Source organism: Paeniglutamicibacter sp. ORCA_105, from assembly GCF_045798545.1.
GTDB classification, from domain to species: Bacteria; Actinomycetota; Actinomycetes; order Actinomycetales; family Micrococcaceae; genus Paeniglutamicibacter; species Paeniglutamicibacter sulfureus.
The window spans coordinates 49,109-72,627 of sequence record NZ_JBIXLM010000007.1 but is presented as its reverse complement, the minus strand read 5'-3'; the positions used below and the strand labels follow the sequence as shown (position 1 = coordinate 72,627).

General features: G+C 70.4%; 19 protein-coding genes and 1 pseudogene. 4 read left to right on the top strand and 16 right to left on the bottom strand.

Going from position 1 to position 23,519, the window contains the following annotated elements:
* Positions 1 to 33: 33 nt before the first annotated feature.
* Together ACIPUB_RS05300 and ACIPUB_RS05295 are read right to left on the bottom strand one after the other, a co-directional pair.
* Positions 34 to 1,071, bottom strand: coding sequence for a glycine betaine ABC transporter substrate-binding protein (locus ACIPUB_RS05300; protein WP_407606418.1), 1,038 nt, complete (start codon positions 1,069 to 1,071; stop codon positions 34 to 36).
* On the bottom strand, positions 1,068 to 1,556 hold the full coding sequence (locus ACIPUB_RS05295; protein WP_407606417.1) for an NUDIX hydrolase: 489 nt from the start codon (positions 1,554 to 1,556) through the stop codon (positions 1,068 to 1,070). The genes ACIPUB_RS05300 and ACIPUB_RS05295 overlap by 4 nt, the downstream gene beginning before the upstream one ends.
* A gap of 79 nt (positions 1,557 to 1,635) precedes the next feature.
* On the opposite strand from ACIPUB_RS05295, the gene ACIPUB_RS05290 reads away from it, so the two are divergent.
* Positions 1,636 to 2,139: an Lrp/AsnC family transcriptional regulator gene (locus ACIPUB_RS05290; RefSeq protein WP_407606416.1), complete on the top strand. Its 504-nt coding sequence runs from the start codon at positions 1,636 to 1,638 to the stop codon at positions 2,137 to 2,139.
* A gap of 149 nt (positions 2,140 to 2,288) precedes the next feature.
* Here the strand turns inward: ACIPUB_RS05290 and ACIPUB_RS05285 are convergent, their stop codons facing one another.
* The 3 genes from ACIPUB_RS05285 to ACIPUB_RS05275 form a co-directional block, all read right to left on the bottom strand.
* Positions 2,289 to 3,524 carry a phosphotransferase gene (locus ACIPUB_RS05285; protein WP_407606415.1) on the bottom strand — a complete coding sequence of 412 codons (1,236 nt, stop codon included), beginning with the start codon at positions 3,522 to 3,524 and terminating at the stop codon, positions 2,289 to 2,291.
* Between the two features lie 25 nt (positions 3,525 to 3,549).
* Positions 3,550 to 4,371, bottom strand: coding sequence for a hypothetical protein (locus ACIPUB_RS05280; RefSeq protein WP_407606414.1), 822 nt, complete (start codon positions 4,369 to 4,371; stop codon positions 3,550 to 3,552).
* Positions 4,372 to 4,714: 343 nt separating this feature from the next.
* Positions 4,715 to 5,335, bottom strand: coding sequence for a GNAT family N-acetyltransferase (locus tag ACIPUB_RS05275; protein WP_407606413.1), 621 nt, complete (start codon positions 5,333 to 5,335; stop codon positions 4,715 to 4,717).
* Between the two features lie 229 nt (positions 5,336 to 5,564).
* Between ACIPUB_RS05275 and ACIPUB_RS05270 the strand changes: the two genes are divergently transcribed.
* From ACIPUB_RS05270 to cpaB, 3 genes are all read left to right on the top strand, one after another.
* On the top strand, positions 5,565 to 6,158 hold the full coding sequence (locus ACIPUB_RS05270; protein WP_407606480.1) for a 5-formyltetrahydrofolate cyclo-ligase: 594 nt from the start codon (positions 5,565 to 5,567) through the stop codon (positions 6,156 to 6,158).
* Between the two features lie 151 nt (positions 6,159 to 6,309).
* Positions 6,310 to 6,597 (top strand): FmdB family zinc ribbon protein, encoded by a 288-nt coding sequence (locus ACIPUB_RS05265; protein WP_407606412.1) that lies wholly within the window; start codon positions 6,310 to 6,312, stop codon positions 6,595 to 6,597.
* A 161-nt stretch (positions 6,598 to 6,758) separates the two neighbouring features.
* The gene (gene cpaB, locus ACIPUB_RS05260) at positions 6,759 to 7,463 is read left to right on the top strand and encodes a Flp pilus assembly protein CpaB (RefSeq protein WP_407606411.1); all 705 of its coding nucleotides are present in this window, start codon (positions 6,759 to 6,761) and stop codon (positions 7,461 to 7,463) included.
* A gap of 67 nt (positions 7,464 to 7,530) precedes the next feature.
* On the opposite strand, the gene ACIPUB_RS05255 is transcribed toward cpaB, so the two are convergent.
* The 11 genes and pseudogenes from ACIPUB_RS05255 to ACIPUB_RS05205 form a co-directional block, all read right to left on the bottom strand.
* A complete protein-coding gene (locus ACIPUB_RS05255) occupies positions 7,531 to 7,914 on the bottom strand; it encodes a hypothetical protein (protein ID WP_407606410.1) in 384 nt (127 codons plus the stop codon).
* 2 nt (positions 7,915 to 7,916) lie between these two features.
* A complete protein-coding gene (locus ACIPUB_RS05250; protein WP_407606409.1) occupies positions 7,917 to 11,696 on the bottom strand; it encodes a DNA helicase in 3,780 nt (1,259 codons plus the stop codon).
* A gap of 388 nt (positions 11,697 to 12,084) precedes the next feature.
* The gene (gene guaA / locus ACIPUB_RS05245) at positions 12,085 to 13,671 is read right to left on the bottom strand and encodes a glutamine-hydrolyzing GMP synthase (protein WP_407606408.1); all 1,587 of its coding nucleotides are present in this window, start codon (positions 13,669 to 13,671) and stop codon (positions 12,085 to 12,087) included.
* Positions 13,672 to 13,869: 198 nt separating this feature from the next.
* On the bottom strand, positions 13,870 to 15,672 hold the full coding sequence (locus ACIPUB_RS05240) for a DUF222 domain-containing protein (RefSeq protein WP_407606407.1): 1,803 nt from the start codon (positions 15,670 to 15,672) through the stop codon (positions 13,870 to 13,872).
* Positions 15,673 to 15,945: 273 nt separating this feature from the next.
* Positions 15,946 to 16,410: a DUF3817 domain-containing protein gene (locus tag ACIPUB_RS05235; protein ID WP_264270893.1), complete on the bottom strand. Its 465-nt coding sequence runs from the start codon at positions 16,408 to 16,410 to the stop codon at positions 15,946 to 15,948.
* Entirely contained in the window at positions 16,407 to 17,378 is a 972-nt protein-coding gene (locus ACIPUB_RS05230) for an SURF1 family protein (RefSeq protein WP_407606406.1), read from the bottom strand. Before ACIPUB_RS05230 ends, ACIPUB_RS05235 begins: the two co-directional genes overlap by 4 nt.
* A gap of 292 nt (positions 17,379 to 17,670) precedes the next feature.
* A pseudogene (locus tag ACIPUB_RS05225) lies at positions 17,671 to 18,159 on the bottom strand (PTS sugar transporter subunit IIA); the annotation flags it as partial.
* Between the two features lie 266 nt (positions 18,160 to 18,425).
* Positions 18,426 to 19,571, bottom strand: a complete 1,146-nt coding sequence (locus tag ACIPUB_RS05220; protein ID WP_264270890.1) for a GuaB3 family IMP dehydrogenase-related protein — start codon at positions 19,569 to 19,571, stop codon at positions 18,426 to 18,428.
* A 107-nt stretch (positions 19,572 to 19,678) separates the two neighbouring features.
* The gene (locus tag ACIPUB_RS05215; RefSeq protein ID WP_407606405.1) at positions 19,679 to 20,923 is read right to left on the bottom strand and encodes a DUF4872 domain-containing protein; all 1,245 of its coding nucleotides are present in this window, start codon (positions 20,921 to 20,923) and stop codon (positions 19,679 to 19,681) included.
* A gap of 153 nt (positions 20,924 to 21,076) precedes the next feature.
* A complete protein-coding gene (locus tag ACIPUB_RS05210) occupies positions 21,077 to 21,895 on the bottom strand; it encodes a class I SAM-dependent methyltransferase (protein WP_407606404.1) in 819 nt (272 codons plus the stop codon).
* 161 nt (positions 21,896 to 22,056) lie between these two features.
* Entirely contained in the window at positions 22,057 to 23,511 is a 1,455-nt protein-coding gene (locus tag ACIPUB_RS05205; RefSeq protein ID WP_407606403.1) for a J domain-containing protein, read from the bottom strand.
* Positions 23,512 to 23,519: the final 8 nt, after the last annotated feature.

Genomic DNA, 23,519 nt, shown 5'->3' with positions numbered 1-23,519 from the left:
CGCGGGGCTGCCGAGTGTGAAGCCCGCGCGTCATCATGGGGCGCTGACCAGCGATTCGTCGGCGAGCCAGTCGGCGGCGGCCTTTTTGGGGTGCAGCGCGTCGCGGCCGGAGACCATGCGGTTGATGTCCTGCAGGTCCTCCTGCTTCAGCGCGGCGGAGAGCTTGTTGATGGCCTCGATCGCATCCTGACCCACCCCGTCGGTGGTGGTCACCGGGGTCAGGGCTTCCGGGGCGAAGAGCGAGGCGGAACCTTGCAGCACCACCAGGGCGTTGTCTTGGATCCCGGAATTCGCGAGCGTCGTCGCCTGCACCTGGACCGCATCGCTGATCACCGGCAGGACGCCGCGCGCCTGGTCATCGGTGAGCTCGACGATCGCCCGGGGGGTGCACGATGCCTTCAGGCCAAGCGCCGGCAGGAGCGTGGCCCGCACCGTACGGGTCATGCCGAAGTCCAGCTCGGGGCAGAGCGGGCCGAGCTGGTCGATGGTCGCCAGCTTTTCGCCCGCGGCGGTGGCGGCGGTGACGACCAGGGTCCCGGTGCGCTCGGCCTCGGCGGTGTCCAGCACGGCGAAGCCCTCTGGAGTCAGCGTATGCAATCGGGTGTTGACGGCAGCTGCGTCCAGGTCTCCGGGTGCAGCCGGGGACCCCGGGGCACCGGACGCACCGGACGCGTCGGACGCGTCGCCATCGTTCTGCGGGTCCTGGTCGTCCTTGGCACCCGGGACCTCGCCCAGGGCCGCGAGCAGCTCGCTGGATCCGGCCACGGCGACGTCGGCCCGGCCGGCCAAGACCTCCGCGACCGGATCCGCCGCGGGTTCCGCCAGGCGCGCCGACACCCCGGCGTCGACCAAGATGTCCCTGTAGGCGTGGCCCAGGGCCTGGGAGGTGGCATCGGGCCGCTGCACGAGCACCAGCTCACGTTCCGTCTGCTCCTGCGAGATGGGCACCTGGGCGTCCGGGGTGCACCCGGCCAGGGCCAGCAGCGCGGCGCCGAGCCCGAGCGCGCGAAGCCCCGGGGCACGAAACCACCGGGCGCGGCGGTGGCGATGCGGGTGGTTCGTTTCGCTCATCTGGTGCTTTCCTTGCGCAGGTGTTCGCTGTATAGCCCGATGGCGGCGTCCACGCGGTCCACGCGGTTCAGCCCGGCGACGTCTTCGAGCCGGAACCAGGCCGCCTGGCTGGTGGTGCCGTTGGCCTCGTGCCGTAGCTCCCCGCCGGTCACCGTGGCCGCATAGATGACCGCGACCGTCTGCATGGGGTACTCGGTGCCGCTGTAGCGCTTGTGTGCCGGGATCAGGCCCGAGTCCACGGAGAGCAGCGAATCGATGCGCACCGTGTAGCCGGTCTCTTCCTCCACCTCGCGCACGGCTCCGGCATCGATGTCCTCGCCGAGTTCCACGCCGCCGCCGGGCAAGGTCCAGCGCGGCACGAATCCGGCATCGCGCTCGCGCATGTCCCACAGCGCCAGCAGGATGGCTCCGTCGCGGATCACCACGCAGTAGGCGGCAAGCCGGGTGTCAAAGCCGCGGTGGACCTGGGGTTCGGGGGTAGTCATGAGTCCATTTTAGGGTGTGCAGGGGTTTTCCCCGGGGTCCAAATCTCCCGATCGAGCACAACTGTGATGGAATATCAGCATGGCACCTTCAACTTTTCCGCAACAACCGGTTGAACTTGACGCCGTTGACCGTCGGATTATTCAGGAACTGGTCAATGACGCACGCATCAGCAACGCGTTGCTGGCGCAGCGCACCGGGATCGCACCGTCCACGGCGCTGCTGCGGACCCGCGCCCTGGTGGAGCGCGGGGTGCTCACCGGCTACCACGCGGAGGTCAGCCTGCCGGCAGTGGGGCGCAGCGTGCAGGCGCTGATCTCGGTGAAGCTGCGCGTGCACGACCGCGTGCAGATCGACAGGTTCACCGAGAAGATGCCGCGGCTGCCGGAGGTCCTTTCGATGTTCCATGTCTCCGGGGTCACCGACTACCTGCTGCACATCGCCGTGAGTTCCACCGAGGCCCTGCGCGACTGGGTGCTGGACAACCTGGCCACCGACGAGTCCGTGGGACACACCGAAACGACGCTGGTCTTCGGCCACCACAAGGGACTGGGCGGGCCGATCCCCGAGGACCTTCCGAACTAGGGCGGTGCCCTGCCGGCGGTTCCGGCGCGCAGGTTCCGGGTGCGGGTCCCGGAGTGCGGGTTCCGGAGTGCGGGTTCCGGAGTGCAGGTCCCGGGTGCTTGTGGACCTAGACGTGGACCAAGACGTGGACCCAGACGGTGCGGATCCTCTCAGGCGAACGCGTCGGAGCGTCGCACCAGCTCCTCCACCGTCCGCAGCCGGGCCTCGGCCACCTGCTCCCACGTGTCGGCACCGAGCCCTCGGGAACCGGCAATCAGCGTCAACGCCACCCCTGCCGACCTCGCCCACAGGGCGCGGGGATCGACGTGGCGTTCAAAGACCGCGCCGAAGCGCTCCAGCGCCGGGCCGGCCTCCCGGTTCTTCTCCCCCAACGACGGCAGGATCGCCAAGTGCCCCAGCAGGCAGGCCAGGTCATCGACCCGGTACCCCGGCCCCAGCGAGTCGAGGTCAAGCAGCGCACTGATCGATCCGGCCTCCAGCAGGATGTTGGCGTCGTAGTAGTCCCCGTGCGCCGGCACCAATTCGCCGCGGTCTGAGGCGGAAAGGTGCGCCGCGATCCGCGCCGCGAGCGTCTCCAGCTCCGCGGCCCGGTGCGGGAGAGCCAGCGTGGCCGCCTGGCGGTAGCGCTGGATCGAATCGCTCCAGGCAGCCCTGGCGTCCAGCTGCATCACCCCTGCCGGCAGCGCATCGAGCAGCGCGATGAAGTCGTTGGGGTCAAGGTCCGCTCCCGAGTGCCGGCGGATGGCCGCCCCGAGCGATTCGCCGCGGCCGGCCTCCAGCGCCAGGATCCCGGGGTTGCGCGGGCCCAGCATTGCAGGGACCGGGATGCCGGTGCCGGCGAGCAGTTCGTGGCGCAGGCGCAGCCCGGTGATCGCGGGGGCGTGTCCCACCTTCAGGAAGACGGTGCGTGGGATGCGCAGCGGTCCCAGCGTGGTGAACGTCGCGCGCAGCACCGCGCGGCGCAGTGGCCGGTAGGCGACGGTCTTCAGTCCCGTGAGCCGTTCTCCCTCGCCCCAGGTCCGCTGCACGTGCGCCCGGTCGGCGGCGGAGGCCAGGTCGGGCAGCATGGGGTCGCGGGGGTGGATCCAGCCGCTGACGGTGATCCCGGGGGTGTGCGGGCCGGCGCCGATGGTGGTGGCTGCGACGCCGGGGACGGCGATCTTCTCGGTGGTGGCGCCCAGCTCGTTGAATCCGGTGCCCGCGGGCATGCGGTACATCGCGCTGATCCCGGCCCCGGGCCGATGCTGGATGCGCAACCGGTTGGCCTCAAGGTCCCAGGTGCCGATGGGTCCGCTGCCGCCGAGTCGGCGGACCAGCTCGGGGACGGCCGCGGCCAACGCGGCAAGCTGCGCCGCGTCGGCCGGGCCCGGTGCGCTGGCGCTCATCGGTGCAGACGGGGGGTGTGGCGGCTCAGGCTCGGCGACGCTGCATGACGTCGTCGAGGTTGATGCGGTCGGTGGCCTCGGCGCGCGGTGCCCGGACGGCAGTGTTCTCCGCCGCCGGCTTCCCCACGGGATCGGAGGTGCCGGTGGGCTGGGCGCCGGTGTACCCCGGATCCGTGGACACCTCAGAGGTGGTCCCGGTTGCCTCGACGGGCCGGGCCGGCTGGACCGGCTGGGTCAGCGGGGCAGCCGGGATGGCGGGAATTTTCTGCACGTCGTCGGTGCCGTCGCCTTCGGTCCCGGCGGCTTCGGCCAGGCGGGCGGCGGCCTCCTGGGCACGCAGCGTAGCGGTGCTGGACGCCTTCAGCTCGGCAGCTGCCTGCAGCGGGGCCGGGGCCGGACGCTGGACGGTGTTGGCCACGACGTATTGCGGCAACGGGATCTCGGTGGGCTCCCAGCCCTCGGGGCGCTGGAGGGCAGCACCCTTGTGGGCGATGCGCAGTGCCTCGGCACGCAATTCCTCCACGGTCAGGCGCGGGGCACGCTTGTTGGAGTTCGGCTGGGCGTCGAAGACGACCGCGGTCTTGCGGGCCGGTTCGGGGCTCGGGGCGCGACCAGTTTCCATGGCGCGGGTCCGCGTGGTTTCCAGCCGGGCGAGCAGCTTGGCGCGCCTGTCCCGCACGGCCAGGCCGCGCAGCGCGGAGAAGCTTGCAAAGGCCAGGAGCAGGGCAACCAACGGCACCCATCCGGAGAACACGCCCGCCAAGGCCAGCACGCCGCCGATGGGCAGGGCCAGCACGGAGAGGCAGCCGAGCAGGGCGATGGCCACCCGGTCGTAAAAAATCCGCAAGGGTCGCTGCCCAGTCGATGGTGACGCGACTGAAGCGTTGGATGCTACCGGTGCCATGTTGCTCCTCCGTCGGCTGGCGACTGACTTCTCCTGCGGATTGCCACGGCGTCGCCTTGCAGCGGCCGATTTACCCCGTTGTGGCGCTTCCATCCAGTGCAACTCCCCCCGGCGTCCTGCTTCGTCGCCCAAAATTGTTGTCAATGTGAAACGTCCACGTCAACCACATTAAGCATGCTTCGGCGGATGGTGCCGCATTCAACCCGGTGTGTCCGGCAATACTCTGGACTAATTTGCGATATCGCCACATTTTGACCTTGCCGGCGTCCTCGCTACGGCGTACTGGCTACGGCGTCCTGGCCAGCCATTGGTTGAGCATGCCCTCCGGGACTTCCGCTGCGGTCAACGCGAAGCTGCGGTGGTCGGCCCACTGCCCGTTGATGTGCAGGTAGTCCTTGCGCACGCCCTCGTCGCGGAAGCCCAGCTTCTCGACCACGCGCAGGCTGGCGCCGTTTTCCGGGCGGATGTTGATTTCGATGCGGTGCAGCCCCATGACCGTGAAGCAATGGTCCACCGCCATGGCGACGGCTTCGGGCGCAATCCCGGTCCCGGCGTGCTGCGCGTCGACCCAGTATCCGATGGAACCGCTGCGCGCCGCGCCCCACACGATCGAGGAGACCGTCAGCTGCCCGACGATCGGGGCGCGTCTGGTGTGGATGGAGGGCAGGGCGATGGCCCAGGGCAGGCACTGGCCTTGGCGCGCCGAGCGGTTCTGCGTGGCGACCATCTGTCCGAAGTCCGCCGGGTACCCGGTGCCCTCGGGCAGGGTCGCGTCCCAAGGGGCGAGCCAGCGGTCGTTGCTGCGGCGCAGATGCATCCATTCGGCCTTGTCACGGCGGCGCAGAGGGCGCAGCAGCAATCGCGGCCCCTGCACGGTGACGGGCCAGTGGCGATCAAATTCGGACATGCACCAATCTTAGCTATTCCCCCGGTGCCGACCGGGCCGACCGTGCCGACCGACGGCGCACTGCCGGGAACTTGCCCGTGGCGACCCGCCGGGCCGCCGCGGGTAGCAGGGGGGATGCTTGGCTCGGGGGCTCCCGCGCTCCCACCCGGTTTCCGCGTCGCCCGATTTCCAGGTCGCGCGGTTTCCACCTCGCGCATCTCACGGACCTAGACTGTGGAATGTGAGCGAGATGAACCCCAAGGATGAAGTCCGAAACCTGTTGCGCGCCCGCCGCCGTGCCATGGGACCTGCCCTGCGCGAATCGGAGATGGCGTCGTTGGCCGGCCACCTGATCCCGTGGCTGGTGCACAACGCGCCGCGGCGGACGCTGACCTTCTTCCTGTCCTACGGCTCCGAACCGCCCACCGCCTCCCTGTTGGTGGAACTGCACACCGCCGGCTACACGATCTACGTCCCGATCTGCGAGCCTCTGCGACGCCTGTCCTGGTCCCGCTGGTACCCGGGGGTCCAGATGGCCCGCAGTGCAGCCGGGCCCATCGATGAACCGGTGGGCGAACGCCACGGCTCCGAGCTGATGGCGGAGGTCGACGTCATCCTGGTCCCGGCGCAGGCAGTGGATGAAAACGGGGACCGGCTGGGGCAGGGCGGCGGCTACTACGACCGCTTCATCCAGTCCCTGCCGGAATCCGCGCGCCGCCCGAAGCTGCTGAGCATCGCCTTCGAGCACGAGTTCGTACCGGCCGGCCACTTCCCCGTCGAACCCTTCGACCAGCGCGTCGAGGCCGTCGCGCTGCCCTCCGGCGTGCGTAACCTCACCAAGTAGCCGCCGGGACGTGCGATAGAATTGGTGTAGGCGGGCGCCCCCGGTGCCCGCATTCCCCTCTTCAACAGTCGCTTGTCCGGGTGACCGGCCGCGCCGCCAGGTGCTCCGGCCCCCGCGGCCAGGCACGCATCGCCCGTGCGAAAGGATCAATATGCCTACCTATGTTTATGCCTGCAAGGACTGTGGCCATGCCATGGAGGTTGTCCAGTCCTTCAGCGACGAGGCACTGACCATCTGCCCCGAATGCCAGGGAGCGTTGCGCAAGAAGTTCAACAGCGTTGGCGTGGTGTTCAAGGGTTCCGGGTTCTACCGCAACGACTCGCGCTCCACCACAAGCTCCAGCACCCCGGCCGCCAGCAGCACCAGCAGCACCAGCAGCAGCAGCACCGGCAGCAGCAGCCCGAGCAAGGTTTCCGCCTCGGCGTCGACTTCCGCTTAGGCGCGGTCCTCCTGGGTGCCGAATGCCGCCCGACCCGCATTTCCCCCGGGTCCCGGGGAACCGGGATGCACTTCCTCGCACAGGATTGTCGCTACCCGGCGGCATAACAACCTCGTCAAGGGCCTCATCCGTTTGGGTGGGGCCCATGCGTTGCTTAATGCATGTCACTTTTTCGCCGTACCGAAGTACCGCGCCAGTTTCCGTCTGCCCGGGTTCCCCGCCGCTCGGGCAGGGAATTGTTTGCCAAGTACCGCAGGCACCTTGCCGCGGCGCTCGCCATGCTCTCGCTGGCGGTGTCCCTGGCGGTGCTCGCCCCCGCAACGGAGGAACGCATCGATGTGCTGGTGGCGGGCCGGGACCTGCCCGTCGGCTCCCTGTTGCGGCCAGAGGACCTGAGCCGCGAATCGGTTCCGCGTTCGCTGGCGCCAGAGGGCACCTACGGGAACCAGCCGCCGGCCGCCGGCTCCCGGCTGGCGATTCCGTTGTTGGCCGGGACGCCGGTGTTTCCCACGATGGTCATCGGGCCCGGGCTCCTGGCCGGACTCGCACCCGGATCAGTCGCGGTGCCGCTGCGCCTGGATGACGAGCAAACAGCGTCCTTGGTGCGGGCGGGGCAGCGCGTCGACGTGGTGCTGACCGAGGGCAATGGATTTGAGACGAAGCTGGAGTCGCGGGTGCTGGCGCGGGCGGTGCCGATCCTGTGGACCGAGGCGCAGGTCCAGCCCGACGGCCAGGAACCGTGGAGCGTTTCCACCGCGTCCGGGCAGGGCGGCTTGATCGTGGTGGGAGCCGGGGCTGGCAGTGCCGAGCAGCTCTCCACGGCGGCGCAACGGGGCAAGGTGTCGGTGGTGCTGGTCAACCCGTAGGCCGCTTGGATGGCGGACGGCCGTCGGTGGGGAGGTCGGGCGGCTGTCGGCGGGAAGTGCGGGTGGATCAGTCCCAGTGGGGCGGACGCTGGGACTTTAGCCAGTCGCCGAGGTCGTCGTCCCCATCTCCCCAGCGCCGCGGATCGTCTTCCGCCGCCTGCTGGTCAAGGACCGGCCGCTTGTCGCCGGGCTTCGCCGGTGTCGGGGTGGTTGCAGGCGCAGCATCGGCGGTGGCCCCTGCATCTGCCCCTGCATCTGCCCCTGCATCCGGCCCTGTATCTGCCGCTGCTTCCACCCCTGTGCCGGCATCCGTGGACGGGAGCGTCGCCGGGCGTCCGGCTCCGTGCGGCAGTTCGAAGACGCCGACCAGTGCCGACTCGCTGACCTGTTGCGGGGGTGCGGTGAAGCGCCGCGGTTTCTTTCGCCGCGGCGCTTCGGGCTCATCGGACATGGCTACGCATCGGCCAGGTCCGACTCCCGGCGTCCGGCATTCCGCGAACCGCCGGTCGATGGACCGGTGGAGCCGCCGGGGGCTGCGTCGTTGCCCGTGGCTGCGTCAAGCGCCAGGAAGCCGGCGAGCTCGTTGGCGACCTTGTCGGGGTCGGAGAACACGTCGATGGTCCACAGCGGCACATAGCGCCAGCCCAGGGCCTCGAAAAGCTGCGGGCGCAGGCGGCTGCGCTCGCGCACCGAGAGTTCCCGGTAGCCCTGGGTGCCGTCGTACACCACGGCCAGCGGCACGGCCGCACCGTTGCCGGTGACGTCCAGCGCGTGTGCGGCGATGTCCAGCACGCCGCGGTAGTGCTGGGTGACGATGGCCCCGCGCTCGGCGAGCCGGGACATCAGGTCGGTGACCAGCGGGTCCTGTAGCGGCGTGGCGGTCGAGGACATGCCCGAATCCCCGCCGAGCACCCGGCCGAAGAGCTCCAGGAAGCGGTAGGCGCCGAAGCGCATGCGCGCCAGGTCCATGTCCTGCGGGCGCAGCGCCGAGACCAGCACCATCGACTCGCGGGCGCGGGTGACGGCGTTGACGAACAGCTCGTCGCCGCCGGGCTGCGACAGGGCGCCGAAGTCGTGCACCGTCTTGCCGTGGGTGGTGCGGCCGTAGCCCGCCGAGAGGATGATGGCGTCGCGCTGCAGCCCGGCCAGGCGGTCGACGCTGGTGACCAGGAAGCGTTCCTTGGCGGCGCGGAAGTACTTCGTCGCCCAGGGGTGGTTGGGCAGCTGCACGCGGATGCCCTCGGCGATGGCGGCGGCGTGCCGGCGGTTGCCGGCGATGACGGCCAGGGTGGTGTCGCCGCGGCGGGCCAGGTGCGTGAAGACCAGGTCGACGACGCGTTGCACCTCCGCCACGGTGGTCTCGACGGATTCACCGTCGGCGCCCAGGGACCCGGTGCCGTCCGGCACGTACTCGGCCTTCAGGGCCGGGGTGCCGGCGCCCAGCGAGCGGGCGGCGGGCAGCCGGGAGAGCGAACCGGCGTAGAAGTCGTGCGAGAGGGACTCGGTGAGCCCCTCGTCGATGCCGCGGTAGGCGGTGGAGAGCCGGATGAGCGGCAGCACCTCCTGGAGGGATTCCATCGCGGAAATCGGGGCCGATTCGACGCGGGTGTGCGCCGTGGGATCCACCGAGACCTCGAACGGGTTCGGGGCGCCCATCATGGTGTCGCCGAACGCGATGACCTGCCCGGAGCGCGAAATGGAGCCCAGCACCGAGCGCAGCGAGAGCGAATCGGCATCCAGCAGGATGACCGCGTCGAATTCCATTCCTGCAGGCACGGTGGCGGGGATCAGCAGCGGGGAACCGACCCAGACCGGGCACAGCGAGTTCAGCAGGGAGTCCCCGAGTGCGGCGAGGTCGGCGACGGAGGGCTCCCCGTCCTTGAGCATGGCCCGCAGCTCGCGCGATGCCGCCCGGTGGTCGGCCAGTGCGGCCTTCCACGCCTTGGCCAGCGCCCAGCGTAGGCGCGAGGAGCCGGAGGAAACGTGCGCGGAGTCGGCCAGCCGGTAGTCGGCCTCCAGCCGGCGCAGCTTGTCCCCGTCGTTCATCGCCAGGAAGTCGTCGCCGGAGATCATGGCCTCCAGCGCCGACTGCCACCAGGCCAAATCCAGTTCCGCGGCGACGGCCTCGGGGGCGACATTGCGCGACCGGAAGTCGTCCATCAGCTCGCCCAGGCCGTGTTCGGCCAGCTGCTCGGTGATCAGCGTGCGTTCGGGCAGCTGGTCCAGCTCGCCCTTGTGCTCCAGCAGCTCGTCCATGCGTTCCTGCAAGGTGGTGACGGGCTCGTCGCGCAGGGAGCGGCCGGCGGCCTCGGGCAGCAGCGTCGCCAGCTTGTCGAGGCGCGAACCGGCGTCCTGGTAGCCGGCGTTGACGTCCAGCAGCCCGGCGGGAACCATCGGGTGGCGCTGGGAGGTTGCGTGGTGGCGCCAGGCCAGGTGCTGTTCCTGGACGGCCTCGAGCGCGGACTGCAGGTCCGAGACGTGCACGCCGGGGCGCACGTAGTCCTTGGCGACCTTGCGCAGCCGCGAGCGGGTCATCGAGCTCATCTCGATGCCGCGCTCCCGGCGCCAGGAGGAGGAGGCGGTGGCGGAGATCAGGTCCTCCACAGACTTGTCGAAGATGTCGGACTCGAACTTGTCCAGCGACGAGCGCACGGCCACCAGCAGGTCCAGCTGCTCGCCCCACTTGTTGTAGGAGTCGGCCAGGCGGATCTCGGAGTGCGCGGCGACCTTGAGCATGTGCTCGCGCAGGATCGGCAGGTCCCGCTGCAGGCCGGTGACCAGGTCAAGGGCGGTGTCGGTGTCGCGCTTGTTGCGCAGCCGCGCCCCGTACCAGGGGCTGGAGGCCGAGGCCCGGACAAAGGCACCGAGCTCCGCGGCGCGCTTGAGCTCCTCGGCGGTGGCGGTGCGGCTGGTGATCGAGTCGAGCACCGAGCGCTTCAGCCGCACCTTGGTGGCGGGCGCGGGGTCCAACGACGTGAGCCGGGCCAGTTCCTGCATGGCCCGGTAGGGCGAGCAGCCCCAGCGGGCGCGGGTGGAATGCAGCGAACGCACGTGGTCAAGCAAGGCGTGGCGGTGTTCGCGCAGCGAGGCGTGCAGCTTGCCCAGCTGCGGTTCGGTGGCGCGCTCGTTGCGCAGGATCGCCCGGGTCAGCAGGTCGCGCAGCGCGTCGGGGTCGTCCTCCGGGCTCAGCAGCAGCGCGGTTCCGGCCAGGTCCAGCCCGGCGAAGCGGGCCACGAATTCCTCGGCGCTGGAGCGCCTTTCGGCCACCACCAGCACGCGCTTGCCCGCGGAGGCCAGCACGCCGGCGGCGTTCAGCGCCGTCTGGGTCTGTCCGCTGCCGGCCGGGGCGCTGACGGCCACCGACTCCCCCGCCTCGACGAGGTCCAGCACCGCCTGCTGGGACTCGTCGGCATCCAGCAACAGCAGCTCGTCGGCGGGGTTGCGCTCGTCGCTGCTGCGGGCGGGGCGGGTGTGGCCTGTCTTGGCCGTGGAGCTGGAGGTGGTGCCGGGGCCGCGTTCGCCGCGGCTCAGCTCCGCCTCGAAAAGCTTTTCCAGCACGGGGTGCCGCATGTCGATGCTGCCCGGGTCCGCCGGGTCGGCGAGGTCGGCGAAGGTGGAGATCAGCAAGCGGTGGGCGATGACCATGCCGGAGACGTCGGCGACCTGGGTGCGCAGCGCGTCCATCGCGCGGGTCGGGTCGAAGCGGGCGATGGAATAGGCTGCGGCGTTGATCGCCTCGACGTCGATGTCCAGGCGGTGCTGGCGTCGCAGGTAGCGCAGCAGCGCGGGTGAGAACTCCGCCCGGCCCATGAGCTGGATCTCGAAGTCGTCCTGGTCATCGCGCACCGAGAGCACGATGCGCCCGAGCATGATGGGGGCGTTGAACTGCTCGCTGCGACCTTCGTGCACGGCGCGCCAGTTGGCCTGGCCGGCGGAGAGGTAGCCGACGTCGATGCCGCGCTCGTCCCAGAGCTCGCGGATCTTGCCGCGCAGTGCGTCGGCGGTGCGTCGGGCGGAATCGTATTGGTCCGAGTCGCGCAGCAGCGTGGAGAGCCGGGTGCGTCGTCCTGCCAGGAACTGGGCAAGCCCCGAAGGATGCGCGTGGGTGATGTCGATGCTGTTGGACACCGAGGGGGCAAACCGCAGCAACGTGTCGGTTCCCACCCCTGGGCCCAGGGAGTCAACCCACGTGGAGACCAATTCATCTGTGTGCTGCTGGTGCTCTGCCACCATTCCGTCCCTTCACCTCTTGCCTGAATGCTGCCGCACCCGCGCGGCGAGTTGCCACGTGGATACATTCAGCCCTTACCAACCTAGTCCAAAACGGGCGCGCGATGACGAACCAAAACACGTTCGGCGCCGGTCTATTCGGCCGCGGGGCCACATTGCGCCGCGCCGGGCCGCCGGCGGGGTTAACCCCGTGCGTCCGAAGGTTGAACAGCCGGTGCGCGGCGACCGCGGCGGCAGCGCCGTGCGCCGACGGAATGCAGGGGGGCCGCGGACGGCACACCCCCTTTGAAAACAGCTCAGCTTGAAACAGTTCAGCGTGAAAACAGGTCAGGGGGAAGCCCGCGTAGGCTTCCCCCTGAACTGTGCCGCCGGCGCGTCTACGCCGTCGGGCCTACTCCCATTCGATGGTTCCCGGCGGCTTGGACGTCACGTCCAGCACCACGCGGTTGACCCCGTCGACCTCGTTGGTGATCCGGTTGGAGATCCGGGCCAGCAGGTCGTAGGGCAGGCGCGACCAGTCTGCGGTCATGGCGTCCTCGGAAGACACCGGGCGCAGCACGATCGGGTGGCCGTAGGTGCGGTGGTCGCCCTGCACGCCCACGGAGCGCACGTCGGCCAGCAGGACGACGGGCATCTGCCAGACGTCCTCGTCCAGGCCGGCGGCGGTGAGCTCGGCGCGGGCAATCGCGTCGGCCTTGCGCAGCAGTTCCAGGCGTTCCTCGTTGACCGCACCGATGATGCGGATGCCCAGGCCCGGGCCGGGGAACGGCTGGCGCATGACGATCTCGGCCGGCAGGCCAAGCTGCTTGCCCACGGCACGGACCTCGTCCTTGAAGAGCGCGCGCAGCGGCTCGACCAGCTCGAAGTCCAGGTCCTCGGGCAGCCCGCCCACGTTGTGGTGGCTCTTGATGTTGGAGGCACCCTCGCCGCCGCCGGATTCCACGACGTCCGGGTACAGGGTTCCCTGCACCAGGAACTTCACCGGCTGGCCGGAGTCGGCAGCTTCGGCAAGGATCGCGGTTTCCGCCGCCTCGAAGGCGCGGATAAATTCGCGGCCGATGATCTTGCGCTTGGTTTCCGGATCCGTCACGCCGTCAAGGGCGGTCAGGAAGCGTTCGCGCTCGTCGGCGATGTAGAGCTTCGCACCGGTGGCGGCGACGAAGTCCATTTCGACCTGTTCGGCTTCGCCTTCGCGCAGCAGTCCGTGGTTCACGAACACGCAGGTGAGCTGGTCGCCGATGGCGCGCTGCACCAGTGCGGCCGCCACCGCGGAGTCAACGCCGCCGGACAGGCCGCAGATGGCCCGGCCGTCGCCGACCTGGGTGCGGATCTTTTCGACCTGCTCGTCCAGGATGTTGGCAGCGGTCCACGAGCCGTCAAGGCCGGCACCGTGGTACAGGAAGTTCTCCAGCACCTGCTGGCCGTGGGCCGAGTGCTTGACCTCCGGGTGCCACTGCACGCCGTAGAGGCGCTTGGCCTCGTTGGCGAAGGCGGCAACGGGGGCGCCGGCCGTGGTGGCCAGGACCTCGAAGCCCTCGGGGGCAACGGAGACGGAGTCGCCGTGGCTCATCCAGACGTTCTGGTTTTCCGGGATGCCGGCCAGGATGGAGCGTGCGGCTCCGCTGGAGCTGGCGTCGGTTGCACCGTATTCGCGCAAGCCGGTCTCGGCGACAACGCCGCCGAGGGCGTTGGCCATGGCCTGGAAGCCGTAGCAGATGCCCAGGACCGGCACACCTGCCTCAAAAAGGTCGGCACCGACACTCGGGGCACCGTCGGCGTATACGCTCGAGGGGCCTCCGGAGAGGATGATTGCCGCCGGGTTCTTGGCGAGAATCTGTTCGGTGGTGAAGGTATGCGGGACGATCTCCGAATACACGTTGGCTTCGCGTACACGCCGAGCAATCAGCTGTGCGTACTGGGCCCCGTAATCGACGACCAGAACCGGCTGGTGCTCTGGGGTGCTGGGTGTGTTGGTCACGCGCCTAAGCTTAGCTGCCCGGGGAGCCCGCTTGCATCTTGAAGCGGCCGAGGGTGACGCAAACTACTTTGGGCGTGGCCCCGGGCGCGTCATGTTGGCACTTTGGAGGATTCCCGCGGCCCATCGACCCGTGGGCCGATGGGCCTGCCGCGGAGGTTGCGGCGGGGATTTGCGGCGGGTGGATCCGTCGGGAGGAACTCAGTCGGAGAACAGCGGCGGGGTGTAGCCGGCGGTGCGCAGCTCCGGGTGCCAGAAGAGGTTTCGTTCCGGGTCGCCGCGGGGTTGGCCGGCGCGGGCGATGACATAGGGAATCCCGTTGATCATCTTCAGGGTGATGAGTCCGGCGTGCACCATCAGGTGGTGGTGTTGGCACAGACTTGCTCCGTTGTCGACGCTGGTCGGGCCGCCTTCCATCCAGGGCACCACGTGGTGGACCTCGGAGGTGGAGGCAGGGCGGTGGCAGCCGGGGACGGCGCAGCCGCGGTCGCGGAGGGCGATGGCCTTGCGCTGGGCCGGGGAGAAGCTGCGGGATTCGCGTCCCAGGTCCAGGATCTCCCCGTCGGTGCCGAGCACCGCGGGCAGGATGTCGCCGTTGCAGGCGAGGCGGCGGATGTTGGCGGCGGAGATCGGGCGGCCGTGGGCGGTGATCCCGGCGTCCTCGCACTGGCCCAGCAAGGCGCGGTAGCCGATCAGCACACCGATTTTCACCGGCATCCCGCCGCTTTGCAGGGGCGCGGAGCCTGAGAGTGCCCCGGAGACCGCGGCGAGGACGGCGTCGAGCAGCAGCTGCGGGGAGGTGCGGGAAGCCGCCTCCGAAGACGAGGCTCCGGGGGTGTCGGAAGCAGGCGTCCCGCAGGCCAGTTCGCTTAGGGGCGCCAGGGCCGGGTCGATGCCCGGGGCCAGGGCCCATTCCGGGGCCGGGAGGCCCGCGGTTCCGGGGGCTCCGGTGACCGAGGTGGCCTTGCTGTTGCCGGAGGCCGGTGAGCCCTGTCCGTTTTCCGCGGCCGGACCGGGGACCGAAGTGGCCGAGGACGCTGTGCCCGGACCCGAAGGGGGTCCGGCGGTGGAAGCGGAAGCGGGCGGGACCCGGTCGGTGCGAGGGTTGCTCCAGGCCTCGGCGAAGGCGAGGAGAGTTTCGGAGTCGATTGGGTCGCAGCGCAACAGGTACTCGTCGCAGCCCTCGCGGTAACCGCGATAGACCATGCCGCGCTTGGCGCGGATCTCCTCGTCGGTGATCGGCGCGCCGTTCTCCTGGAGGTAGGCCGTCCAGTCCGACAGCGCCTTGTGGCAGCTGCGCGGCGGCGCCGTGCGTGCCTCGTGGGCCAGGGATTCCTCGATGGCGGTGTTCAGGTTCGCCGCGTCGGGTCGGGCGGCAATGCGCGGCCGCAGGGACTCGAGGCGGCCGGCCAGCTGGGCCACGGTCCCCACGTCCGCGCTGCCGTCGGCCGCGGTGCCGGCCAGCACCGGGAAGCTCGGCGCCGAACCCGCGGTGCCGGTGCCGGAATGCCCGGGTTGCGCGGCTTCGTCCCCGTCGGCGGGAATCGGCGATGCCGGGGCAGGGGCGATGAGCAGCCGGGCACCGGTCAGCCGACTGCGGGCCTCGGTCGCGGAGATGTGCAGGTGCGCCTGCAGGTACTCGGCGGTGTTGCGGTGCACGGCCATGCCGGGGACGAAGCGCTCCGGCGGGGCCGCTGCGCTGCCGTCGGCCAGGTTCCGGGGATCGGCGGCCAGGTTGTCGATGGCCGTGGCGGTTTCCGGGTCCAGCCGGTGGATGCCTGTCGCGTCGGCCTGGAACGTCGCCTGAAGCTGGGCGTAGCCGATGGTGCGCCGGCCGTGCTCGAGAAGGCCCAGCACCATGGCGCTGGAGGCCGCGTCGAGCCCCATCCCGCCGGCCCTTTGCGCGGCGGCCCGAAGCGCCAGCACCGCGGTGGCCAGGTCGCTGACCGCGATGTTGGTGCCCTCGTGCCCCCTCGGGCGGATCGGTGCGGCGGAAGTGCTCATGCCCTAGAGTGTGCGCCACCCAAGGCCCGGACCGCTGCCGGCACCGACAAATGTGGGGGAAAGTGGATCACGGCGACGCGGGCGGGTCTGTTGGCGTCGAGGTTGATGGAAATCGGCGACGAGTACGGGCGGGGAATGCGCGGGATCGGGCGGGGAATGCGCGAGGGGCGGCCTTGCGGATGCGCTGCTGCGCATGCGAAGACCGCCCCGGGCGGTTGCGCGCCGGCGGGTTGGCGCCGGCGGGAGGTGCTGCTGGGCGCAGCGCCGCGTGGCTTAGTAGCGCTTGGCGGCCTGCGGGTGGGAGGCCAGCTCGGTCTCGACCTCGCCGTGGACCTTCTTCTCCATGAAGAAGGAGAGCAACGGCACGACGCCGCCCAGGGCGATGGTGATGAAGCGGCTGAAGGGCCAGCGCATCAGCGACCACAGGCGGAAGTCGGCCAGCAGGTAGACGACGTACATCCAGCCGTGGATGATCAGGATGGCCAGCGAGACGTTGACGCCGCCGGCGATGTCGGCCCGGTTGACCAGGCCCACGGCGTTGGAGCCGCCGTCGAGCAGGGTGCCGCCGATGAAGAGCTCCAGGTGCCAGAAGTACTTCACGATCATTTCGGCACAGAGCAGCAGCAGCATCACGCCGGTGGCGTAGGCCAGCACCTTGTAGAAGGTGGCGGCGCCGCGGATCTGGGAGGGGGTGCCGGCAAAGCGGCGCACCTTGGGGGCGGAGTTTTCTTCGGTCACGACTGGTCCTTGTGTTGGGAAGCGCTGGTTGGGGATTCGCGGTTCTGGGGGGCGGGGTTTGCTGACGTGGGGTTCTCGGACGTGGAGCCCGGGGAGGCAGAGTCCGGCGCGACGTGTTCGGGTGAGGCAGAGTCCGGGGATGCCGTCGCCGGGTTCTCGTGGTCGAGCTGGCGCTGGTAGACGATCGCCGGGTCCAGGCCCGCTGCAAGGGCGGCGGCATCGGCGATGTCCTCCCGCTGGCGGCGGTAGTCGTCGGCCACCAGCCGGTACCAGAGGAACACTGCGAATCCGGCGAAGACCACCCACTCGATGCCGTAGAAGATGTTCAGCCAGTTGATCTGGCGCTCCTGGGGCTGCGGGCCCACGTCGACCTGGACCAACCCGGTCGCGGCGGCGGAGAGGTCGGTGCCGTCGGCGCCGGCCACCGTCGAGGCGACGACGAAGCCGCTGTAGGAGGGCACGTCCCAGACGTTGATCAGCTGGGCCACGGACAGCGAGGGGAAGATGCCGTTGCGCGCGTCCTCGGCGATGGGCGCCTCGGTGGGCAGCAGCCGGCCGGTGATCTCCAGCGTCCCAGTCGGGGCGGCGGCGGGGGTTGCGTCGTCGGGCTGCCAACCACGCACCACCGGGATGGTGTTGCCCGCCGGCGCTCCGTCGACCGCGAAGGCCGCGACGACCCAGTAGCCGGTGCGCGAATCCTCGATGCGGTTCTTCACCAGGACCTGCGTGCCGGGCAGGAAGCTGCCGGAGGCGGAGACCATCTGGTCTGCCTCGCGGGCCATCAGGTCCGTGGCGGGCTTCAGGTAGCCGGTGAGCGGAACGACGCGCTCGGTGGTGGTCACCGGGGGCGGGGCCTCGGTCTGCGAGCGGTTGAACTGCCATTGACTCAGCAGGACGAAGCCGGTGGCAACAACGAGGGCGCCAACCAAGGCCAGGATCCAACGGGGTTTAAGGGCAGTTTTCAGCACAGTACCACCGTACTTCGATTCGACGTGGAAGAGCCAATGGAACCCATGGCGCGCACCGCTCGTTCCCGGCGGCGCCGACCGGCCCGCGGGATGTGCCCGGGGGCGCGTTTCCGCTGGCGACCGGGGGTTCGGTGGCGCCCGGCAAGGGAAGGATCACGGGATGCCGACGTGGCGCGGATTACACCGCGCGGTACCCCGCGGGCGCCTGCGGTGCCCGACGGGCCCGATGCGGGGGGCCAGCCCGGGGTCGGCCAGGGAGTCGGCCGGGGATGGTGAAGTATCGGACGGTGGAGAAGTCGACGGTGGAGTTGATCAGCTCGGCGATGACCCCGGGGTCGTTGGCGCGGCGCAGGGATTCGCGGAACGACTCCTTGGCCAGCGAGCGGGCCAACGCGGCGAGCATCATCAGGTGCCCGGAATAACTGGACGCGGGGGTGGCCAGCAGCAGCACCACATGCGCTGCTCCGTCCTTGGCGCCGAAGTCCAGGCCGTGGCCGTAGGCCATGACGCCCACCGAGATGCTGGGCGCCGCCACGAAGGAGCTGCGGGCGTGGGCCAGGCCGATGCCGCCGGGAAGGCCGGTGGCCAGCTGGTGCTCGTGGCGGTGGACATCGGAGAGGAAGCCGGGAAGGTCCGCGATCCGGTTGGCCGCAAGGAGTCGCTCGGCCAGGACCGCGACCGCCTCGTCGCGGGTGGGGGCGGCCAGTTCAAGGACCACCATGGCGCCGGTGGTCAGCTCGGGGGTTGTCTCGTCTTCCGGCGTCGGCTGGGTTGAAGTCATGGGGATCGATTCGAAGGTGGCGGTCAACGGGCGGGAAGGGGGGCTGGACAAGCGACGGTGTGCCCTGGCTTTGTAGCGTACACGGGGCAGCCGCCCGGCATGCAGGGCGGGGTCGCGGGCAGGGGTCGCGGGCAGGGGTCGCGGGCAGGGGTCGCAGGCAGATGCGAAACGGCCGGGCGCCGATCGCCCGCTTTCCTGGTGGAAGCGGCGGATCGTGCCCGGCCGTCGTTGACGCGGTTGGCGCCTGTGGCGGATCGCCGGTGTCGCTAGTCGGCCTCGTAGGGGGAAACCACCATGTCGACGCGCTGGAATTCCTTGAGGTCCGAATACCCGGTGGTGGCCATCGAGCGGCGCAGCGCACCGACGATGTTCGAGGTGCCGTTGGTGTGGCTCGAGGGGCCGAAGAGCACCGTCTCCATGGGTCCCACGGTGCCGACCTTGACCCGGTCCCCGCGCGGGCTGTCCTCGTGCGCGGCCTCCATGCCCCAGTGCCAGCCGGCTCCCGGGGCTTCCTGCGCGCGGGCCAGGGCGGTGCCGAGCATCACTGCGTCGGCGCCCATGGCGATGGCCTTGACGATGTCGCCGCTGGTGCCCAGGCCGCCGTCGGCGATCACGTGCACGTAGCGTCCGCCGGATTCGTCCAGGTAGTCGCGGCGGGCCTCGGCGACGTCGGAGATGGCGGTGGCCATCGGCGCGTGGATGCCCAGGGCGCGGCGGGTGGTGCCCGAGGCGCCGCCGCCAAAGCCGACCAGCACGCCGGCGGCGCCGGTACGCATCAGGTGCAGTGCCGGGGTGTAGCCGGCGGCTCCGCCGACGATGACCGGGACGTCGAGCTCGTAGATGAACTGCTTGAGGTTCAGCGGTTCCTGGTTCTTGGACACGTGCTCGGCCGAGACGGTGGTGCCGCGGATGACGAACACGTCAACGCCCGCGGCCACGACGGTCTTATAGTGCTCCTGGGTGCGCTGCGGGGTCAGCGAACCGGCCACCGTCACCCCGGCGTCGCGGATTTCCGCCAGGCGCGCGGTGATCAGCTCGGGCTGGATCGGCGCGGCGTAGAGCTCCTGCAGGCGTGCGGTGATGGCCGGGTCGAAGTGCCCGCCGTTGGCGGACTGAAGGGCTGCGATCTCCTCGAGCACCTTGGCCGGGTCCTCGTAGCGGGTCCACAACCCCTCGAGGTTCAGCACGCCCAGGCCGCCGAGCTTGCCCAGCGCGATGGCGGTGGCGGGGCTCATCACCGAGTCCATGGGCGCGCCCAGGATCGGGGTCTCGAATTTGTAGGCGTCGATCTGCCAGGTCACCGAGACATCCTGCGGGTCGCGGGTGCGGCGGTTGGGGACAATCGCCACATCGTCAAGGGAGTACGCCTGGGCTGCGCGCTTGGAGCGCCCGATTTCAATCTCGTAAGTCACCGAACCACCCTATCAGCCCGCCGGCGGGGGCCGGCTCCCGCCTCACCCGGACCCCGCCCGCGTGACGTGCCCCGATGGGTGGGCGACGCCGTTCCCGAGAGTGGGCTTCAGTTGCCCAGGGTGCCCAGCGTGGCGGCCAGCGCGGTGGCCGCGCGTTCCTCTGCCGCGGCAATGACCTCGAGCTGGTCGGCCAGGGTCGCGAAATGCCCCGAGCGCGCCTCGGGGTCGATGGCCGGGTCGATGAGATCGGTGAACACGATCCAGTCCTGGGCCAGGTGCGCGTAGTCGGCGGCGTGGGCGGCCAGCGGCGCGAGTCCGGGCAGCGTGGCGGCCTCGGTGAGGAAGTCCGCGTACTGGCCGCGCAGCGCGCCCAGTCCGCCGAAGCGGGTGTCGGTGAGGAAGCCCAGGACCTGGGACAGTCCGGATTCCAGGCGCGCGGGCTCGGCGAAGATCCGGGTCCAGCCCTTGGCGGTGGTGGTGTCGCGCAGCTTCTGGGCCCAGTTGTCCATCCCGGCGATGCCGAAGTTCTTGGCGAAGTGCGTGGGGATTCCCTCCAGCTCGCTGGTGCCCAGCAGGCGCCCGGTGGTTTGCGCAATGGCCTCGCGCACATTGGCGGCCAGGGTGGCGGCGTCCGGGCCGGTGCGCTCGGGGACCCAGGCCTGCCAGTGCTTGTCCTTCTTGCGCCGGGAGCGGGCAAAGGCCAGGTCTTCGGGGCTGATGGGGGTCAGCGAGCCGGAGCCGTCGTCGATGAGCAGGTCATCGCCGTGTTCGCCGACGACCACCAGGTCGATGGAGTCGGAGTCCTCCACCACGTCGGCGTCGATCCACGGCAGGGCGGCAACGGAGGCGCGCACCACCACGGCGCGCCCGGCATCCAGCCCGGCGTCCAGGTAGTCGGCGGCCAGGCGCGCACTGCCGGTGGTGCGCTCGCTGAGCACGGCCCCGCAGCGGGCCAGCAGGTTGGCGGTGTATGGCTCCGGGTGCGCCCGGGTGACCACGGTGGCCGTGGTGACTTCCTCGTAGACGAAGGTGAAGGCCATGAAGCCGATGCCGCCGGCAAGCCCGGCCAGCAGCGGCTCGGACAGCGGCTCGCCGGTGAGCGGGTGGGTGACCCCGGCCTGGGTCAGCACGCGGTGCCAGAGCCCCGCATCGTACTGCAGGACGTTCTCCGGGGCGGGGTACTCGGGCAGCTCCGCTTCCTCGGCCGCAGCGGCAGCGGCGGCGGCATCCTGGGCGCTGGCCGGGCGGTTGGGCTTGGCGGCGAGGATCGCCTTGCGGGCGGTGGTGTAGCTTTCACCGGTGCGGTCCATGCGGGTGCGGACAAGCTTCTTCAGGTTCTTCGGTTGGGCCACGGTGTGCTCCTTATGTTGCGTGTGCGCGCAGGCGCGGGTTTCTCCCGCACGCCGCAGTGGGCAGCGCCAGTGAAACATTCTACGTGGGGCGGACAGGACCCCGGCACCGCGGCCCGCGCGGAAGCGGCAGCGCCTCCGCTGCGGATTCGACCCCTAGACGTGGCGCACGGCAACCAGCAAACGGGGCACCAGGGCACCGGACTTTACCGCCGCCACCAGGTTTCCCATCCTGTCCGCCGGGTCCGCGCCCAGCAGGATCGGGGTGGCCAGGGGCGAGGGGGAGCGTCGCGAGGCGGCGTCGGCCTCGGCCATGTGCTTGAGCACCGCGGCGCTGCGGTCGGTGTTTTCGGTGACGGTGAACCCGGCCGCGCGCAGGTGATCGAGGTAGCCTTCCTCGGTTTCCACATAGGACGCCGATGCGGCGTCGGCCCACGGCATGGGGTAGCCAACGGTGTTGGTGCCCATCAGGTCGTAGACCCCGAACACTCCCCCGGGATGCAGCAAGCGGTGCACCTCGGTGAACACCGCCGGCTTGTCGGCCAGGTTCATGCCCACGTGCAGCATGGTTGCGACGTCGAAGGAGCCGGCGGGCAGGCCCGTCTGGTGTCCCGGGGCAACCAGCATGGTGATGGAGCCGGCCATGGCGCAGGCGGCGTCAAGCTCCCTGGCCAGGACGACGAATTCCTCGGTGACGTCCACGCCGGTGACCACCGCACCCAGGTGCGCAAAGTAGCGCGCGGGGCCGCCGATGCCGCTGCCCACATCCAGCACCCGGGTTCCCAGCCCGATGCCCACCGCCTGTGCCACCGCCGCGGTGGCGGCCCTGCCGCCGGTGTGCAGGTGGTCGGCTTCGCCGAGCTCCTCCGGTTGCAGGACCTCCGGTTCCAGCCCCGAGTCCCGCAGTGCGGCATGCAGCCGCTCGCGCAGGTTCCCCGTGGTGTAGCGGCTGATGGACTGCTCGGTGTCGCTCATCGCTGACTCCTTGCGACGTATGGGTGCACACCCACCGCTTCGTCGCGGCGTGGCGTACCCATGGGGGGGGTCTTTCCCATGATAGGCCCGGGGCACCGCCGCGTCACCGGTGGTCGATACCCCAATTGTTGCGGTGCCCGGCGGGCCGGGAGCCGGCGGGACTACGGGAGCAGGCGTTCGCCCCTGCCGAAGCCGAGCACCAGGGCCGAGAGGGCCTGCCGGTCAACGACATTCGGCTCCCCGCCTGCCAGCCAGTCCCCCACCTCGCGCAGCGCCATCTGGGCGGTGGCCAGCCGCGGCAGCCCCCCGGCGGCCTGGTTGTTGGTGAGCATGGCCGCCCCGTCGCTGGCGTGGAACACCGTCCAGCCGCGCACCTGGAGTTCGGGAAACAACCTGCGGTAGCCCGCCACGGCCAGCGGGAACCGGTTCCCGATGTCCGCCGGGTCTCGGCCAGGGCGTTGTCCCAGCAGCCTGCCCTGCCACCAAAAGTACTGGCCTCCGGGGCAGTGGATGGATTCGAGAAGGGCCAGGCGGTTGCCGCAGAGCACGCCGTGGCCCACCTGCCGGTTCGGGTCCCCGGGAAATGCCAGCGGGTGGATCGTGCGGCTCCCGGGCAGCCGGTCCAGGTGCGCCAGCAACTGGCCGGTGAGTAGTTCCGCGGTGTCCAGGGACGGGCCGAACTCCCAGCCCGTGCGCTCCCGCACCTGTTGCGGATCCAACAGCCTCCTGGCTCGGGGCCGGCGGGGCGGGGCAGTCGTCGCCCGGACGGTTTCGACGCCCACCAGGTAGGCGCACAACCAGCCCAGCGGAACGGGGTTGGCATTGGGGCCTCCGGCGAGCGCGGGGACCAGCAGTGCGCCGGCGTAGGCGAGGAACAGGACGTAGGGAACGCTTGGCCAGGGTCCTGCGCGACCGCCGGCCCGTGCCCAGGCACCCAGCAGCGCCGGCACCGGAACCAGGAGCACCAGCAGCAGGACGGTTGCCGCCGGTGCCCGGTTTCCCCGCGCTACGATCGCCGCCGGCACGCAGGCAACCAGCATCACGATGGCCAACAGCAGCCACGCACCGATCCGACCCCATCCCGGACCCCGCCGCCCGGGCTCGCGGATCCGCAGTGGCGGGTAGTCCCGCTGGTGCCAGCGCATGGAGGAGAGCCTGATCTCGCTGCGTGCGAAGACGTCCAGACCCGCCAGGTGCGCGGGATCCTGGTGGGCAAACCAGCGCGCGTTGGCCCGGGCGCAGGCTTCGCGGCGGGCCCTGGCTCCGTCGCGTTCGCGCTCCCGGCGGATCGCCTCGGCCGCGGCGGAACGCGCCCGGTTCTGCACCCCGGCGTCCCGGACTCGCTGCCCGTCCTGCCAATGGTCGGCTTCCGCCCGTTCCCCGCGGATCCCGGCGGCGCTTCCCATGCCCAGGCCGAGGGTCGCGTCGTAGGCGGCTCGCAGCTTCTCGTCCTGCAATACCCGCAGCGCCTCGTTCAGGGCCTTGGCCAGTTCCTCGTTGCCGGTGGAGGCGTCGGGATGGTGTTCGCGCATTTGGGCGCGGTGGGCTGCCTTGATCACGGCAAGCGGCGCCGAGGAGAGAACCCCCAGGAGGGCATAGTGACTGGCCCCGTTCATGTTCCCGC